The organism is Burkholderia sp. 28_3, assembly GCF_003253915.1.
Lineage (GTDB): Bacteria > Pseudomonadota > Gammaproteobacteria > Burkholderiales > Burkholderiaceae > Burkholderia > Burkholderia cenocepacia.
Genome location: NZ_QKZF01000023.1, coordinates 47,495 through 64,881 on the forward strand (window position 1 = coordinate 47,495; position 17,387 = coordinate 64,881).

15 protein-coding genes are annotated in these 17,387 nt (G+C 64.2%); 3 read left to right on the forward strand and 12 right to left on the reverse strand.

Annotated elements, in window-relative coordinates; genetic code table 11:
* From DFS13_RS32540 to DFS13_RS32595, 12 genes are all read right to left on the reverse strand, one after another.
* Positions 1 to 2,022 (reverse strand): pilus assembly protein TadG-related protein, encoded by a 2,022-nt coding sequence (locus DFS13_RS32540; protein ID WP_277626991.1) that lies wholly within the window; start codon positions 2,020 to 2,022, stop codon positions 1 to 3.
* Positions 2,023 to 2,033: 11 nt separating this feature from the next.
* Positions 2,034 to 2,360: a DUF3613 domain-containing protein gene (locus tag DFS13_RS32545; RefSeq protein WP_109341272.1), complete on the reverse strand. Its 327-nt coding sequence runs from the start codon at positions 2,358 to 2,360 to the stop codon at positions 2,034 to 2,036.
* A 20-nt stretch (positions 2,361 to 2,380) separates the two neighbouring features.
* Complete coding sequence (locus DFS13_RS32550) at positions 2,381 to 3,226, reverse strand: tetratricopeptide repeat protein (RefSeq protein WP_109341271.1); 846 nt, start codon at positions 3,224 to 3,226, stop codon at positions 2,381 to 2,383.
* Between the two features lie 17 nt (positions 3,227 to 3,243).
* The gene (locus DFS13_RS32555; protein WP_109341270.1) at positions 3,244 to 4,239 is read right to left on the reverse strand and encodes a type II secretion system F family protein; all 996 of its coding nucleotides are present in this window, start codon (positions 4,237 to 4,239) and stop codon (positions 3,244 to 3,246) included.
* 4 nt (positions 4,240 to 4,243) lie between these two features.
* Positions 4,244 to 5,239, reverse strand: a complete 996-nt coding sequence (locus DFS13_RS32560; protein ID WP_109341269.1) for a type II secretion system F family protein — start codon at positions 5,237 to 5,239, stop codon at positions 4,244 to 4,246.
* Positions 5,232 to 6,575, reverse strand: a complete 1,344-nt coding sequence (locus DFS13_RS32565) for a CpaF family protein (protein ID WP_109341268.1) — start codon at positions 6,573 to 6,575, stop codon at positions 5,232 to 5,234. Before DFS13_RS32565 ends, DFS13_RS32560 begins: the two co-directional genes overlap by 8 nt.
* Positions 6,576 to 6,578: 3 nt before the next feature.
* The gene (locus DFS13_RS32570; protein WP_111442626.1) at positions 6,579 to 7,853 is read right to left on the reverse strand and encodes a fimbrial protein; all 1,275 of its coding nucleotides are present in this window, start codon (positions 7,851 to 7,853) and stop codon (positions 6,579 to 6,581) included.
* 60 nt (positions 7,854 to 7,913) lie between these two features.
* Entirely contained in the window at positions 7,914 to 9,242 is a 1,329-nt protein-coding gene (locus DFS13_RS32575) for a type II and III secretion system protein family protein (protein ID WP_109341292.1), read from the reverse strand.
* 61 nt (positions 9,243 to 9,303) lie between these two features.
* On the reverse strand, positions 9,304 to 10,233 hold the full coding sequence (cpaB, locus tag DFS13_RS32580; RefSeq protein ID WP_109341267.1) for a Flp pilus assembly protein CpaB: 930 nt from the start codon (positions 10,231 to 10,233) through the stop codon (positions 9,304 to 9,306).
* Between the two features lie 87 nt (positions 10,234 to 10,320).
* Positions 10,321 to 10,767, reverse strand: a complete 447-nt coding sequence (locus DFS13_RS32585) for a TadE family protein (protein ID WP_109341266.1) — start codon at positions 10,765 to 10,767, stop codon at positions 10,321 to 10,323.
* Positions 10,764 to 11,264, reverse strand: coding sequence for a prepilin peptidase (locus tag DFS13_RS32590; protein ID WP_111442616.1), 501 nt, complete (start codon positions 11,262 to 11,264; stop codon positions 10,764 to 10,766). The genes DFS13_RS32585 and DFS13_RS32590 overlap by 4 nt, the downstream gene beginning before the upstream one ends.
* A 114-nt stretch (positions 11,265 to 11,378) precedes the next feature.
* On the reverse strand, positions 11,379 to 11,591 hold the full coding sequence (locus DFS13_RS32595; protein ID WP_109341264.1) for a Flp family type IVb pilin: 213 nt from the start codon (positions 11,589 to 11,591) through the stop codon (positions 11,379 to 11,381).
* A gap of 677 nt (positions 11,592 to 12,268) precedes the next feature.
* On the opposite strand from DFS13_RS32595, the gene DFS13_RS32605 reads away from it, so the two are divergent.
* The 3 genes from DFS13_RS32605 (at position 12,269) to DFS13_RS32615 (ending at position 17,330) form a co-directional block, all read left to right on the forward strand.
* On the forward strand, positions 12,269 to 14,035 hold the full coding sequence (locus tag DFS13_RS32605; protein WP_111442617.1) for a collagen-like triple helix repeat-containing protein: 1,767 nt from the start codon (positions 12,269 to 12,271) through the stop codon (positions 14,033 to 14,035).
* Between the two features lie 40 nt (positions 14,036 to 14,075).
* On the forward strand, positions 14,076 to 15,500 hold the full coding sequence (locus DFS13_RS32610) for a collagen-like triple helix repeat-containing protein (RefSeq protein ID WP_034200652.1): 1,425 nt from the start codon (positions 14,076 to 14,078) through the stop codon (positions 15,498 to 15,500).
* A 144-nt stretch (positions 15,501 to 15,644) separates the two neighbouring features.
* On the forward strand, positions 15,645 to 17,330 hold the full coding sequence (locus tag DFS13_RS32615; protein WP_006495336.1) for a ShlB/FhaC/HecB family hemolysin secretion/activation protein: 1,686 nt from the start codon (positions 15,645 to 15,647) through the stop codon (positions 17,328 to 17,330).
* The last annotated feature ends 57 nt before the right edge of the window (positions 17,331 to 17,387 follow it).

Consider the following 17,387-nt stretch of genomic DNA (forward strand, 5'->3'; position numbering starts at 1 on the left):
TTATTGAACCAGTATGGGATTGCCGCATTTAATCCAATCCGGTGCGTTCGTGACAGAGGCATTCCCCAGGCTTAGGCCAAGCAGCCCTGTGACCGCGGTCAAGAGCGAATCGACCGGTTGCAGGAGCAGCGGAACGAGCGCGCTTCCGAGCGCACTCAGAAGCGGCCCAGTCAGGATATTCAGCACAGGACTCAAGATGCCTGCCAGAACCTTAATCAGACCACCCTGCGCTGACAACGAGAACGATATGCCACTATTCGCTATTCCCTGGACAGCGGGTGCCAGAAACTGAGTCGTCGGCGTACTCAGTGTGTACGGCGGCGCCGGACTCGGGGAAACGGATGACCCCGGTCCAGGATACTTAAATGTCAGCGCGGTTTGACCTTGATTGGCGACAGGAATCGTCACCTGCCCTGGCTGTATGTTGATGTTGACCGTAATCTGATTCAGGTTGATGAGCCCCAGAGTCAGAACTTTGAGCGAACTCGTCACGACACCAAGGCCCAGCAGGTCGAGTAGACTCTGCAGGTCGACGGACACCAGCGGAATCGGGGTTGCGCTGCTGTCGGGCATATATCCGGACGGCGCGTTGAGGTTCCAGGTACTCGGTGCGCCGCCAATATATACGGCAGCCACCCCCGTCTGCACGTTCACTGTCGCGCTTTTCGTACCGTCCGCAGAACACGTGACGGATGCCAGGCCAGCGACCGCTGGCGCCACATACGCGGAAATCGGCAATTGAACGCCGGCAAGCGGCGTTGGACTACCCGACGGGCAACTACCGCCCGGAAAGACCAACCCGCCGGTTGGGCAGCTCGACAGCAGCGATATCGACGTATTGAGGAGAATGGTTCCCTGCCGGGTCGATGCGGTGGTCGTGCAATTGGACGTCCCGCAATTCGGCGGCCCAGGGGGACCGCTTGCGATAGACGGCGGATTAGCCCCCAGCTTGACGGAACCCGACACGATCACATTCAGTAACGGTGCAAGCGGCGCAGGCGTCTGAATCTTGACGGTGGGGATGCTGACCGAGCTCGTACCGTTCGCTATCTGCAACGCCGTTGACAGCAATCCGAGTGCATTGACGCTGGCATCGACTGCAGAACTACCGGTAGCAGTTGCGGCGGAAACCAATGGGCCGAGTGCGATCTGCGGCCCACTGCAGACACTACCGGAACAAAGCGCAGCGACAATCGCGTTCAGGACATTCAAGTTCACGCCGACCAAATTCTGCTGCGTCGCCGCCTGCACAGCAGCGTTGGCCAACTGGCCTAACGTCACGGTACCGTCCAATACACCTGTGGTCGTGCCAACCGGCAGATTGGCGAGAATGCCACCCAGTTTCAAATTGACTTGTGCAAGCCCCTGATAGTCGACAAGCTGAAGATTGAGCGGATTTTTCGCGCCTGTCAGCGCTTGGAGCAGTTGATTGGCCACTCCGCCGTCCAGCGATCCAACCGACGTGGTCAACGTAAACGTATCGGTCGGCACGCTCTTGGCGATGGCCGACGCGCTGATCGTTGCGCCGTTGATGAAAATTCCGCTCACGCGCTCGGAAACAGTCACACAAACGGCGTTGACCGATTGACCTGCACTGACGACGCCGGCCGACAGCCCGGCACATTGGTTATTGGCAGGAAGCGCAGCCCCCGACGTGCGGGTGAACTGCGCGCTGGCGCCGCTGGTTGGCGGCGGGCTCCAGATGCCGCACGTCACGGTAGCCGTCGATGTTCCCGACAGCAAGCTTGCCGGCACGTTCGTCACTTGATTGACCGCAGTCGTTGCTGCCGTGCAAGTGGCGTCGCTGGCGGCCTGCGTAACAGCAGAAAGCGCGGCCAAATCGGCAGCCGACTGCATATGGCGTCGTTCGGCATAGTAGCGTCCGATATCCGTCGCCCCCAGCACAATGACCGCTATCGCCAGGAAGATCGTCGCCATGATCCCGGCGCCGCCGCGCTGCTGACGTCTGCGCGAGCAGCGGGCCCGGCGCCGCCGAACCGTGTGTGATTGAATCGAGCGCATCGCCGTCTCGCCTACTGCGCAGCTTGCCCGCCGCCCGACATGCCGCCGGCAGAGCCGAGCTGCGAATTCATCGTGTCCGGAATCTTGTTCTTGAACGAGTCGAGATAGCGCTGATAGACGAGCGATGCAACATCTCCGAGCACCGGCTGCGCGGGCGCCGCCACGCGATTGTCGCGCTGCATCGCGAGCCATTCCCTCGCCGAGCGTTCGATGTCGGACGCATGCGGCTCATCGACATTCTGCGCGGACGCGACAACCGGGCTCGCTAGCATCCAGACGATCGCGGCCAGCGCCGCGATCCGGCCGACGTGCATGTTTCGGTGACGTTGGTTGTTCATGTCGCTCCCCGGATGTCTGTTCATTGTGCAAAGCGTTGCAGCAGCGGTACGGTCTGGTCGTAGCCGAAATTGTTCGCCATCGGTGTAATCGGCGTCGCGATGGCGGGACGCGATACCACCGGCGGCGTCGCGATTGCGCGCTGCTGCGCGTGTACCGCTGCCATCACCTTTGCAGCGTCGCCATTGATGTCCTTGCGGATATCCGCCGGCAGATGCTGCTGGTTCATCAAGCGTTGCGCATCCTGCGCGCGCCCGGCCGTAATCAAATAAAGCGCAAGATTGCTGACGATCTTGGGATTGCGCTGATCCAGTTCGGCCGCCTTCATCAGCGGCACACGTGCCCCGACGACGTCGCCGCTGCGCAACTTCGCATACGCAAGATCGGACAGCAGCGATGCGTCGGTCGGCGCGAGGCTCGACGCTTGCGCGAGCGCCTGCGCTGCCTGGTCGAAATTCCCTGCTGCCCCCGCGATCAAGCCGAGCCCGCGATAACCGCGCGCGGCAAGCGGGGTTTTCAATAGCTGCGTGTAGGCGGCCGAACTCGCGGCCGGCTGGTCGGTCATGCGCAGTGCGTCCGCGCGCAGCAGGATCGACTCCGGAATCACACCATATGTCTTGTCGTATGAGTCGATATGTGCGAGCGACGCAAAGTAGAGTCCCTGCGCCTGCATCCGCTGGATCAGGCCCAGGTACATCCCCGGCGTATCGGGCACCGACTGCTTCTGATCGGCTGCCTGCATCAGCGCCGCGCGTTCCGTCTGCGCGCTGACACCGTACCCGTTGTCCTTGGTCGCGCACGCACCGAGCAGCAGCGTCGCTGCCGCCACCACACCCGCTCGCACCGTCCTTTCGCTGATCCGCTTCATCGTCCTTCCTTCCGCCTTCAATGACGCGCCGACAGCGCATGCGTCACTGCCAACAAACCCGGCCCTGCCGTCACGATCAGCAACGCCGGCAGCAGCGTCAACACCATCACGCCGGTCATCTTCACAGTCAAACGGCCGATCCGTTCACGCAACATTGCACGACGCGTCTCGCGCAACCGGTCGCCGAACTGCTTGAGCGGTTCCTGCACCGCGCCGCCATGTTTGTCGACCTGGATCATCAACCGCACGATCGCGCGCAGATCCTCGTTGTCGAATCCGCTGGACAACCGCTGCAACGACTGTTCGCGCGTGCGGCCGGCCGCGAACTGGCGCTGGGCGATGCCCATTTCCGACGACAGTACCGGCATCATTCCGCGAAAATCGTTCGTCACGACCTGCAGACTCTGATCGAGCGACAACCCGACGCCCTGCAGCAAACGCAGCATGTCGACGAGCAACGGCAGTTCGTCGATCACGCTTTGCCGCCGCTTTGCCGCACGGCGTTGCACATACAGCTTCGGCAGCATGAAGCCGAGCCCGAAAGCGGCAAACATGCCAACCATCCACATACCGCCCTTCATCCGCCCGCTCGCGAAAATCGCGAACAACAGCGGCAGGCCGATTCCGCACGCGACCCGCGCGCTCAGGAACAGCCCACGCGTGCGGGTATCGACATAACCGCATTGCTCGAGCAGGCGGCGATCCTCTTCCGCGACAGCGTATTTACCGAGTCCGGTATCGAGCCAGCGCACGCCGATCGTCGACAGACGATCGAGAATGCGTTCGACACGCTGCCCCCGACGTACGTCGGATTTCGCTGGCGCCTCACCGCCGTCCGGCCCGGTCCGTGCTTTCGCTGCTTCGAGCATGGCCATGCGTCGGTCGAGCGCATCGACAAGCGCGCGCTCGGCACGCGCCGCAGCACTCGCGCGCAGCAATGCCATCATGCCCAACAGCAGCACGCCGAGTGCACCGATCGCCACGGCAATCGCTCCGATCTGAGTTGCTGTCATAGCGTCACCTGAGCCGAGCCATTCGATACAGCCAGACACTGCCGGTCAATTGCAACAGGAACGCGAGCATGAGGAGCATCCGTCCGCCTGGATCGTTCCACATCCCGTACAGATACTTCGGATTGTTTAAGACAATGAAGCTGCCGATACCGATCGGCAACATCACGAGTACGAACGCCGACAAGCGGGTCTCCGCCGACATCGCAGTCAATTCTCGCTCTGCCTGTTCGAGATCTCGCATGAACACTGCCATGCGTTCGAGCATCACGTCCGCCCGGCCGCCATACTTGACCGACAATCGCAACACGGAACCGACCAGCTCGAACTCCTCGGTCCTGTAAATCTTCGCGATGTGTACCATTGCGCGATCGATTTCGACACCACCACGCAGCATTCGCGACACGTGGTCAAGACAGCCGCGCAGCGGCTCCTCGGTCGTCAACAGCGCCGACTGGAATGCCGCCGGCACGCTGTTGCCCAGCGTCACGAGACGCACGATCCCGTCGAGGAAGGATGGGATCTGCCGGACGATCTTTAACCTGCGCCGCTGAATTCTCGACGCAAGCCAGACGCCGAGTATCGAGCCGCCGCACGCCAGCGCCGCAAAGCACGCAAGCGCACCACCGCGACTGCCCGCGAACGCGGCGACAACCGCCATCACGGCAAGGGCGGCGAGCGTCTTTCCGCGTGCGTCCGCAATCCCTGCGCGACTCGCAAGATTCGACAGATATTCGGATGCCGTCGCGTACCAATGCGCCCACAATGCGTCGGACGATACATTTCGCACTGCCGGCTGCGGCATGGAGCGCGCAGCGCCTGTCGGTGTCGGCCGCACTGCCTGCGCGACGGCACCACCACGTGCAGTCGGTTCGAGCCGGCTGTCGATGAAGCGCTTCGCGTCGGTCTGCACGCGTCGCGTCTCGGCGTGGCGCCACAGCATCAGTGCCGCCGCGACGCACAGCATCGCTATCGCCAGCACCCATACCATCGCGCTATACATTGAAGCCCCCACCGCCGCGGCCGAACCCACCACCGCCAAACCCACTGCTCGTCAACGTCTGACGGAAGCGCGCGAGCTTCGGCGAATGCGGATGAATGCCGAGCGTCTCCCAGTGGTCGACTTCCTCACCCTCGGGCGTCACGCGCGCTTCGTAGCGGTAAAGCTCCTGCGTCGCGATGATGTTGTCGGATAGCCCGGTCACTTCGGTGATCGACAGGATCCGGCGCCGACCGTTTGACAGGCGTCCGATCTGCACGATGAAGTCGATTGCATTCGCGATCTGCCGGCGCAAGCTCGACTCGGTCCCCTGGAAGCCCGCAAAGCCCGCCAGCATCTCGAGACGGTACAGACACTCGCGCGGCGAACTCGCGTGCACGGTGCCCATCGACCCGTCGTGCCCCGTGTTCATCGCCTGCAGCATTTCCAGCACTTCGCCGCCGCGCACTTCGCCCACGATGATCCGGTCCGGACGCATCCGCAACGTATTGCGCAGCAAATCGCGAATCGACACGACACCGGTACCGTCGAACCCGCCCGGCCGGCTCTCGAGCCGCACGACGTGGGGATGGTTCAGCGATAACTCGGCCGTATCCTCGATCGTCACGACACGCTCGATCTCCGGAATATGGAAGGCGAGCGCGTTGAGCAGCGACGTCTTGCCGGAACTCGTGCCGCCCGACACGAGAATGTTGCAGCGCGCCTCGACTGCTGCCTGAAGCAACGTGTTGATCTCTTCGTTGAACGTTCCGTTGCCGAGCAGGTCGGACGGCTTCAGCGGATCCTTGCGGAACTTCCGGATCGACACGACCGGGCCGTCGATCGACAGCGGTTCGATCACGACGTTCACACGGCCGCCGTCGGGCAGCCGTGCATCGACCATCGGATTCGACTCGTCGAGACGGCGGCCAATGGGTGCGAGAATTCGCCGCACGATCCGCAGCAGGTGCGCGTTGTCGGTGAAGCGCACGGGCAACTTTGCGAGGATCCCGTGACGGGACACGTACACGTCGTTGTAGCCATTGATCAGGATGTCTTCGACGGCCGGATCCGCGAGCAGGTCCTCGATCGGCCCGAAGCCTGCAAGCTCCTTCGTCAGGGCCTCCGCGATCGTCCGTACTTCGTTCTCGTTGAGCGGAATGCGACGCAGGCGCACGAAGCTGTCGATCTCGAGGTCGACGAACTGGTTGATCGCCTGTCGGGACCATCGACCGAACTCGGCACCCAGTTCTTCGATACGCGTCAGCAAATGTTCATGCGCGGCATTCTTGATGTCGTGGAATTGCTGCGTCTGGGAGAACGGCGCTGCGCCGTCGGCAAATTGAATGTCGTGTGCCATCGCTTACGACCGCTTGGACGAGGGTTGAATAAAACGCTTCAGCGCGGACAGGCCAGACGTCGGACGCGGTGCAGCCGAACGAATCGACACGCCCGGCAGCCGCGCGGCGAGCGACTCGAGAGCACGCACGTACGGGTCGCGCTCCGCCATATCGACGATGAGCCGGCCCTGGTTTGCCGCATGACCGATCACGATCCGGCGCGCCGGCAACGTGCCAGCCAGCGCCAGCCCGAGGCGCTCCGCAATCTGTGCGGGCGTCAGATCGAGTGCGGGGTCGTACTGGTTGACGACGAGCCGTATGCGATCGGTCTCGACACCCGCATCGCGCAGCCCGGTGAGCAGATCGGCCGCCGATACGATTGACGCGACACCCTGATCGCAGACGAGCCACGCTTCGTCGGCCGAACTCGTAATCTGTGCAACGAACTCGCGGTTCGAAAAACCGCCGAGGTCAACGATCTGCTGATCGAAGAATGCGCGAAACCGGTTCAGCAAACCGGCGCACGACGCGTACGACACGTCGCGCAGCCCGCCGAGATCCGCCGGCAGCGTCGTCAAGGCGACGCCGCTCTCATGCCGGGTCAGCGCGGTATTCACGAAGGTCCGGTCGATGCGGCGCAGGTTGTGAACCGCATCGATGAAATGGAATTCGCAGCGGGTATTCAGGAACAGCGCGCCATCGCCTGCCGGCAACCCGAGATCGACGAGTGCGGTCTGGCGACCGGCCGGCGTCCCGCCGTTCGGCACGCCGCTCCCCTCGGGGCTCACTGCGCGCTTCTGCAACCATACGGCCAGATTCGCTGCTAGCGTGCTCACCCCCATACCCGCACGCGCGCCGAGCAATGCAACGAGCTTGCCGTGGCGGCTCGCCGGCTCGCCGACGTTCGCCAGCAACCCACGCGTCGTGCGCAATGCATCCTCCGCCGGTGCCGACACGTCGATGAAATCGCGGACGCCGGCGCGCAATGCAGCGAGCGTGCTCTCCGGCTGTGCGAGCAAACCCAGCGCGACAATCGGCAGACCCGGATGCGTGGCGCGAATCGCAGCCGCGGCAACGCTCGCCGCCGTGCTGCCGTCCGAGAAATCGATGAAGACAAGCGCCGGATTGAGGCCCGTAATGCGCTGCGCCAGCACACCCGGCTCGAGCGATGCGGCCTCGACCGCGCCGGCCGCTACGAGCGTATCGGCCAGCCAGCGAACATGCGCCTCGTGCTGCGACGCACACACGAAATAGTCGGTCACGGCGGGTTCACACAAGGATTGAATTCGCGCATTCATGTTGAACACCCCCGATTGCGCAAGGCGTACCGAAGCACCGCAACGCGCGATGCCTCGCACTCATTTCGAAAACCCCGGTGCGGCGTCAGGCGATGCAGCGCCGCCCAGGTATGACTGCCAGACCGGCCCATTACGCTGTTCGGACAGTTCCCCTGGTGTAGCAGGCAGCACCGCACCCTTCGCGATCGGCGCAACGAGATGCGGCGTCACGATGAACAACAACTCCTTGTCGTTTTGCTGATAGTTCAGATTCTTGAAGAACGTACCGATGATCGGCAAATCACCGAGTAGCGGCACTTTGTTCACGTTCGACATCGTCTGGCGATCGATCAGGCCGCCAATCACGAAGCTTTCGCCGTCGCCGAGTTCGACCGTCGTGTCAGCACGGCGCGTCGTGATCCCCGGCACCGCGACGCCGCTGATCGTCACGCTGTTCACGTAATCAAGCTGGCTCGATTCGGGCGCAACCTTCAACGCAATCCGCTGCGGGCTCAGCACCGTGGGCGTCAGCGACAGTCCGACACCGTACTGCTTCCACTGGATCGCGGTCGAGCCAAGCCCTTGCGGTGACGGCACCGGAATCTCGCCGCCGGCGAGGAAGCTTGCGCTCTGACCGGACAACGCGACGAGTGTCGGCTCCGCGAGCACGCGGGCGAGATTGTTCGCCTCGAGCAGCGACAGGTCAGCGAAGATCCCGCGTCCCGCAGCATTCACGACCAGATTGAACGCGGACGAAACAGGCGAGCCCAGCGTCGGAATGTAACTCGCCGAACCGGGGGATCCACCGTTATACGATTGCACGCCGCCCGGCGAGAACGATCCGAACGAAAAACCGTTGCTCTGTTTGAAGAAATTGAATCCGACCTGCTTGAGCACCGAGCGGCTGAATTCGACAACCCGCACGTCGACTTGCACGACACTCTTGCCCCCCAACGTAGAGCGATCGATCACGGTGCCCTTCCCGCTCATGTTCTTGGCGACCGCGGCCGCACGTGCATGAGCATCGAGCGACGCCGACGAGCCCTGCAGCACGGCGGTGCCACCATATGCATTCACGCGCGGCGTAGAGCCGTCGAGCACCGCCTGCGCAGCCGCATCGACGACCTCGACGTTCCAGACCGTCGGTTCGTCGCGACCGCGCTCCCACAACATCACGTTCGTCGCGCCAGGCGCTTTCGCCGTCAACAGCACGGAACCCGACCGGCTGCCCTTCATGATCAGCACGTCGGCGATTGCCGGATCACCGACTGCGACGCGCTGCAGTATCCGGCCCGCCGAAAGCTGCCGCTGCGCGCCGACCGCAAGCTCGATCGTGCCATTCGCGCTCGCAAACGAGGCGAAAGCCATGGTGCAAATAGCAATCCCGAATGCAATCAGTGTGTTTTTCATTGTTTGGTAGACCGTCACGCGGCCCTTTACTTGTCGTCGCTGATATCGATGGCCGTCGATGTCAATAGGCAACCGTTTCCGACCGGCCGCCACGGATTACTTCGATGCCACCGCCGCCACCGCCCGCCCGCACCGTCGGCGGCAGGCGCGATGGCAGTGGCGGCAAGTTCACGTTAGCCACCGGAGTTCTCGGCGTGCCGGACAGTTGCTGCAGCGAGACGCCCGCGGCGGCGAGCGCCGACGGCGACAGCTTGTTGTCCGTGCGCACCGCGACCGTCTGTATCGCAAGCTCGTCGTCGCGCGGGTTGCGCAACGCGAAAGTCAGGCGCCCGCTCGCCTCGCCGAGCGTCAGCGCATCGACTTGCGCGGTCGGCACCGCAAGCACCGCGATGCGGACGCCGGACGGTTGACCGTTGTTGCCGTTGGCGGCGTTGCCGCTGTCTCGATCGGGTGTCGCGTCGCCAAACGACAACACACGCACCTTCGACAACAGCAGCCGCGCCTGCGTCTGCGAAACTTCGCCGTCAAGCATCGTGCCGCCGCCTTCGCGCTTCAGGTTCAGAAATACGTCGACGAAATTGCCGGGCCGCAGTCGGTTGCCGACTGCATTGGTTTCGTCAACCCGTACAGCGACCGCACGCTCGCCCGGCTGGACATCCTCGGCAAGCCCCGACACCAACGCCCCCGCGACAACCGGCGACGAAGCCGGAATATCCGCGGCTGGCACCCGGCCAACGAGCACGGACGGATCGGCAAATGCGCCCGTCGGCACCGGCGTGGTCTGTCGGATTTTCAGTGCGTCGGCCGTGATGGGCTGACCCGCGGGCAACACGCGCGTCGCGATCACGACCGGAACCGGACTTGCTGCAACGGGTTGCTGGACTGGAGCTGCATTCTGCGTACTGCGTCCAAGCATCCACGCGTAGATTCCGAGCAATACCGCGATCGCAATCAGCAGCCCCGCTATGATCTTCGTTAAATTGTTGGCCATGTTGTTGTGTAGATGCCGGAATGGAAGTCCGATAAGTTCTTTACCCGATTCGCGTATCGGCGTGCTCGCCGCGTCAAGATGCGCACCTCACAAGATCGACTGCGGAATTTGCACGACAGCCGTGCTCGTCAATGGTTGAGTCAATATCGTCCCCAGGAACGGCATGTTTGTTATCCAGCTCTGCGGACTGTAGTTCACCGTGACCGACAGGCAGTACAACGCCGGCGGAGTCGATTTGTCATAACTGCACTGCTGCGCCGCGACCTTCGGCGTGCCGACATTCAGCCAGGCCACGACATTCTGCGCGGTCGTGGTAGCGTTCGTGACCCGCGCGGCAAGGCTAGGGGCGTAACTCAACCCGGCCCGCGCACCTTCGCTGGCGGCAAACGTCAAGCTCTGCTGAATCGTGAAAATCATCCCGAAACTAACGATGCCGTAGAAAATCACGAACAGCAGCGGAAACACGATTGCAAACTCGACAGCCGTCGCGCCGCGCTGCCGCCGTCGTCCCCATCGCTGTTTCTGCGGGTTCATCGCGAGCCCCCCGTAACGACAAGAAAGACGACCCATGCAGCAGCAGGAGCCGCGAGGCATGCCGCATAGGGAGTTGCCCGGTACCTGCCAAGCGTGAGTGCCGGTTTGTCGCGACGCCACAGCCCGCCGACCGACGTACGCGACAGCAGCATCACGGCAAGCGCGTGAATACCTGCGGCAAGACTGGCGGCGATCCAGATCCACAGCAGCGCATTCACGCCGCACCAGGCACCGATCACGGCAAAGATCTTGACGTCCGCCGCGCCCATGACGCGCAGCAAAAAAAGCGGGAAAAAGGCGATCAATCCGACCAGCAGGCCGAGGACTGCCTGCGCCGGAAGAAGGCCGAACGGACTGGCGTTCAAATACGCTGCGCCCAAGGCGCAGGCCAACCCCGCCAGGACGAGCGAATTCGAAACGCGCCGAAACCGGATGTCACTGGCTGCGACCAACGCCGCCCAGACCAGGAACACCCCGCTGAAAATGAAATGTGCCATCGCACCGCAACCCGCGATAAACGTCACGGAGGGCGGACTGCCAATGACAATCCGCCCGCCGCCACACCAAGACGACTCAATGTTTCGAGGTCGTGCTGACTAACGTCAGGTGGGTTACTTACCACTAAAGATGGTGGTAGCCGTGCAGTTCGCGCCGCTCGGAGTCGTGAGACATGTCCCGAGATTCGTGAACATGTTGCCGAGATTAGTGCCGATTGTGGAAGCACCGGCCAGGATCGCGACAGCGATCAGACCCGCGATCAGCCCATACTCGATCGCGGTAACCCCGTCGTTTTCCTTAAGGAAACGCTTGATGATTGCTTTCATTTTATTCCTCGTGCCTGTATTTACGTTTTCTGGCCTTTTATACGTATACGTCCCCGCATATCTGGCCGTTTGCCCCGACCGTTCGCCACATCTGCTGTAACGACAACCGGGTGCGCTTTCTTTATAGGTCGCCCCGAAGGGCATTGCTCACGATTTGATGCAAGTTAACATTCGCGATAGCGCTCCTCCTCGAACGTAGTGTACCGAACCGTACATTTGCTTACATCTGCTCCCGATTCTATATCCGTTCCCATTTAAATTCCAACCTCTTTTAACCACTCTGGCGGAAAAAAATGACCGGGAGCACAACGTATTTGTACGGCGTTTCGGTACGACTTACACATAGGATTTACGATAGGTTAGATGTGCACACCTAATCCATCAGTAAAACAATTGCCTCGTCCAGCAAGCCTCCCGGGCCCCCACGTTACGCCGCACGCGTAACGCCAATGTTGTGACGTTACGTTACGAAACGGCCGAAACCGTTCTCATTCATCCGCACTTAAACAGATTCAACAATCTTTCAATATCCGTAACTTCCTTTTCCGACAAGGAATTGCCTCGTTTAAAACCTGTTGTCGAACCGTCGGCCATCGAAATGGCACGACAGTTGCAGAGTAGTCCTCGCACCACTCAACACAACGCAGTTCACAACACATTTTTAATGCGAGGAAGAAATGGACATTAAGGTTATCCCTCATGGCGTGTTCCGGACGACTCTGATCGCGGCCACCGTTGCAGCCATGCTTTCCCTCTCCGCGTGCGGCGGCTCCGGCTCCATCAGCCAGGGTCTCGGCGGCGGCGGTTCGAGCTCCGGCGGCGGCGATACGATCTCCACGTCGGGCGGCAACGGCTCGAGCGGCACCTCGGGTACGAGCGGTACCTCCGGCACCAGCGGGACTTCGGGCACGAGCGGCACGTCCGGTACGTCCGGCACCAGCGGAACCTCTGGTACGAGCGGCACGTCGGGCACCAGCGGCACCTCGGGCACGAGCGGGACGTCCGGCACCTCGGGTGTGTCATCGAACGCAGTGGGAACTGTCCTCGCAAGCAGCAGCAACATCATCACGAATGCCGGCAGCACCGTCTCCGGTCTCGGCTCCGTCATCGGCAGCCAGACGCTGCCGGGCGTCAATCCGGCCACCACGCAAGCCGCGGGCGGCATCGTGCAAAGCGTCGGCGGTGCGGTCACCGCACTGGGCAACGGCCTCGGCAACGGGCTCGGCCAGCTCGGCGCGACGAAGGACCCGGTCGGCACCACGGTCGCCAGCACCGGCGGCGTGGTCAATCAGCTCGGCGGCGCAGTCACGCAAACGGGCAACCTGGTCACGAGCCTCGGCAGCGGCCCGCTGTCGCCGCTCGCGCCGGTCACCGGCGCCGTCGGCGGCCTCGTCACGACGCTCGGCGGCGCCGTGTCGAACGGCGGCACCACGCTCACCAATGTGCTGTCGACCGGCCCTATCCAGCAGGTCACGCAAACGGTCAGCTCGGCCATCACGCCGATCACGACGATGGTCGGCCAGACGACCCAGACGATCGGCACCGCAACCGGCCTCGGCGCACCGGTCAACACGCTGCTGGGCACCGTTGGCAACGGGCTGAACCAGGCCGGCGCCCTGCTCGCATCGACGGGCGGCAACCCGGTCACCACGGGTCTCGGCAACACCGTCTCGTCGACGGGCAACACCGTGAAAGCAGTCGGCGGCCTGCTCACGGGCGGCACCGGCGGCGTGACCAACCCGCTCGCCCCGCTCACGGGCCTCGTCTCGACGGTTACCGGCGCGCTCGGCGGTGCAGCAGGCGGCGGCAGCGGTCCTCTCGCACCGGTCACGGGCCTCGTCTCGACGGTCACCGGCGCACTCGGTGGCGTAGCAGGCGGCGGCAGCGGCCCGCTCGCTCCGGTCACGGGCCTCGTCTCCACGGTCACCGGCGCGCTCGGCGGCGTAGCAGGCGGCGGCAGCGGTCCGCTCGCACCGGTCACGGGCCTCGTCTCCACGGTCACCGGCGCACTCAGCGGCGCAGCAGGCGGCGGCAGCAGCCCGCTCGCACCGGTTACGGGCCTCGTCTCCACGGTCACCGGCGCACTCGGCGGCGTAGCAGGCGGCGGCAGCAGCCCGCTCGCACCGGTTACGGGTCTCGTGTCGACGGTCACGGGCGCACTCGGCGGCGCAACGGGTGGCGCAGGCAGCGCAAATCCTCTGGCGCCCGTCACCGGTCTTCTCGGCGCAGTCACGGGCGCCCTCGGCGGAGCGACGGCTGGCGCAGGCGGCAGCAGCCCGCTCGCCCCGGTGACGAACGTCGTCTCCACGGTCACGAGCACGGTGGGCGTACCGGCACTGAGCGGCGGCACGGGTGCCGTCACGAATTCGGGTTCGTCGTCGAATCCGCTGGCACCCGTCACGTCGCTGATCGGCGGCCTGCTCGGCGGCACGCACGGCAAGTAATCCGACATCCATTCATCGAAAAGACAGCGAGGAGTCCATCATGTCCCAGCAACGTTCCCTCCCGACGGTCGCCCTGCGCCATTGGCGCGCGCCCCTCACCGCCTTCGCCGCGGCGTGCCTGCTGGCCGCCTGCGGCGGTGGCGGCGTCAGCTCGCCGCCGACCAGCAGCAACGACAACAACAATCCGAGCACGAGCGGCACGTCCGGGACGAGCGGCACCAGCGGCTCGTCGACCGGCACCAAGGGTGTCATCAGCACGGTCGGCCAGACGGCCACCGACCTCGGCAGCACGGTCGGCAACATCAGCCTGCCGGGCCTCGGCGACGGCGTGCCGAAGGGTATCGGCAGCACGCTGTCCAGCACCGGCACGATCGTCGGTGCGGCAGCCGATGCGGTGAGCAACGGGCTGGGACAGATCGGTTCGACCAAGGACCCGGTCGGCACCACGGTGGCCGGTCTCGGCAACGTCGTCGGTGCGACCAGCAACACGGTGTCCGGCCTGAGCTCGACGGTCAAGGCGCTGGGCACGGGCCCGCTGGCCCCGCTCGCGCCGGTCACGACGCCGGTCGGCACCGTGCTCGACACGGTCGCCAACGGCCTGACGGCCGCCGGCACGACGATCGGCTCGACGCTGTCGTCGGGCGCCGTGCAGCAGGTCACGCAACCGATCAGCTCGGCGATCACGCCGCTCGTGATCACCGCCGGCCAGGTCACGCAGCAGGTCGGCACGACGACCGGCCTCGGCCAACCCGTCTCGGGCCTGCTCGGCCAGATCGGCGGCGCGATCAGCTCGGCCGGCAAGCAGGTCGGCGGCACGTCGAGCCAGCCGCTCGTCGGCGACGTCGGCCAGCTCGTGACGGCAGTCGGCAACACCGTGACCAACGCGGGCGGCCTCGTCAATCCGAACGGCCCGAATGGCGCGGCGCCGATCCCCGGCCTGATCACGAGCCTCGTCGGCGGCTCGACGGCAACCGTCCAGAACGGCTCGTCGTCAGGTTCCGGTTCGACGAACCCGCTCGGCGGCTTGTTGTCGGGTCTGGGCTCGACGCCGCTCGGCTCGCTCACGGGCGCGCTCGGCGGCGCAGCAGGCGGCTCGGGCAGCGGCCCGCTCGCGCCGGTGACCGGCCTGGTTTCCACGGTGACCGGCGCACTGGGTGGCGCAGCAGGCGGCAGCAGCGGCCCGCTCGCACCCGTCACGAATCTCGTGTCGACGGTCACGGGCACGCTCGGCGGCGCCACGGGTGGCGCAGGCAGTGCAAACCCTCTCGCGCCCGTCACCGGTTTGCTGAATACTGTCACCGGAGCAGTTGGCGGTGCGGCAGGGTCCGGGGGGGCGAGCCCGCTCGCGCCGGTCACGTCGCTGGTCGGCAGCGTGTCGGGTACGGCATCGTCGAGCAGCGGTTCGACGGGCCTGCTGGCACCGGTCACGGGGTTGCTGGGTACGCTGGGTAGCGTTGGCAAGTAAGGAGGACGGTCGCGTCATCGCAGCCGGAGCGAATGGCGCGGCCGTACAAACACAACCGGCATTGCGGCACGCGGCGCGCGACACCCCGGTGTCGCGCGCCGGCATTACAAAGAAGACGAAAAGCAAGGCCTACGAGGAAGAACAATGAAATCCAGACTCGACAGATGGATGATGCTGCTCGCCATCGCGGCAGCAGGTACGGCACAGGCACAAACGCGCGTCGGCGGTAACCCGCTCGACTCCCTTCCCCAGATCAACGCGCCGAAGACGGGCCCGAACGTCACCGTGCAGGTCGCGCCGCAGGCGCCGCAATTGCAGGAGCTGCTGTCGCGGCACCTGACGCCGAAGACGTTCCAGGTCGAAGGCGTGAAGTCGATACCGTTCGAAGAAATCACGCGCCGCTTCACACCGCTCGTCGGCAAGGACATCACGATCGGCGAACTGATCGAAACCGCCAACGGCGTGACGACGCTGTACCAGGAACGCGGCTACGCGCTGTCGTTCGCGTTCGTCCCCGCGCAAACGTTCGAGAACGGCGTCGTGCGCATCACGGTGGTCGAAGGCTATGTGTCGGACGTCAAGGTCACCGGCAAGCCCGGCGCGATGGAACCGAAGATTCGCGCGATTGCCGCGCACATCACGGCCGATCGCCCGCTGCGCCGCGCGACGTTCGAGCGTTACGTGAACACGTTCGGCCTGCTGCCCGGCCTCACGGTGAAGGCGAATGTCCCGCCGCCGCAGACCACCGACGGCGCGACGACGCTCGAGCTCGCGGTCGATCGCAAGCCGTTCAACGTCAGCACGGGTATCGACTTCAACCACCCCGGCGTGCAGGGCCTCATCACCGCGACCGAAAACGGCCTGACGCGGTTCGGCGAGCAGTTGAGCATCTCGGCGCTCGCGCCGCCGGGACGCGACAAGCAAACCTATTTCGCGTTCAGCGGCGCGGTGCCCGTCGGCAGCAGCGGCCTGATCACGCGCCTCGACGCCAGCACGTATCGCGGCAAGCCGACCGACAACCCCGGGCTGCCGTCGTACGTCGAACGTACGGTGAAGAACGAAAAACTCGGTCTTTCGGCTTCCTATCCGTTGCTGTTGAACAACCAGCGCAGCCTGCTCGGCACCGTGTCGGGCTATGCGTCGCACAACGAGGACCGCTACCAGAACCAGATCAACGGTGCGAGTCTCGATACGCGCTCGCAGGTCCGCGTGCTGCAGATGCAGCTCGACTACACGAGCGTCCAGCCGAAACAGGTACAGAAGCTGAGCGTCAACGTCGCGAAAGGCTTCAACATCCTCGGCGCATCGAAAGCGCAGGACATCACCGTCGGCACGACCACGACCTCGGTGGACAGCCCGATCTCGCTGACCTTCGTGCGCACCGGCGCGACCTTCACGCAGACGAACGAATGGCCGTTCCGGATCGGCACGTCGGTCTCGCTGACCGGGCAATACAGCCCCGACTCGCTGCCGACGTCCGAACAGATCTCGTTCGGCTCGACCCGTTACGCGCTCGGCTACCAGCCGGGCGAGACATCGGGCGACTCGGGCTGGGGGATGTCGCTGGAGGTCAACCGCGGCTTCACGCCGGGCTGGACGTATCTGAAATCGATCACGCCGTACATCGCATACGACATGGCGCGCGTGTATCTGCACTCGGGCACGCCATCGCCGAACCGCATGTCGTCGGTCGGCATCGGCGTGCGGCTCACGGACAGCCGTTACTACAGTCTCGACCTGAACGTCGCCAAACCGGTGGGCGACGCACCGGTCGAAAGCGCATCGCGTAGCCCTCGGATCAATGCGGCGTTCTCCTATCAGCTCAACTGATCGGCCACCCAAGTCACGAAACAGCCCGCGTCACGCGGGCTGTTTCGATTAGAGTCC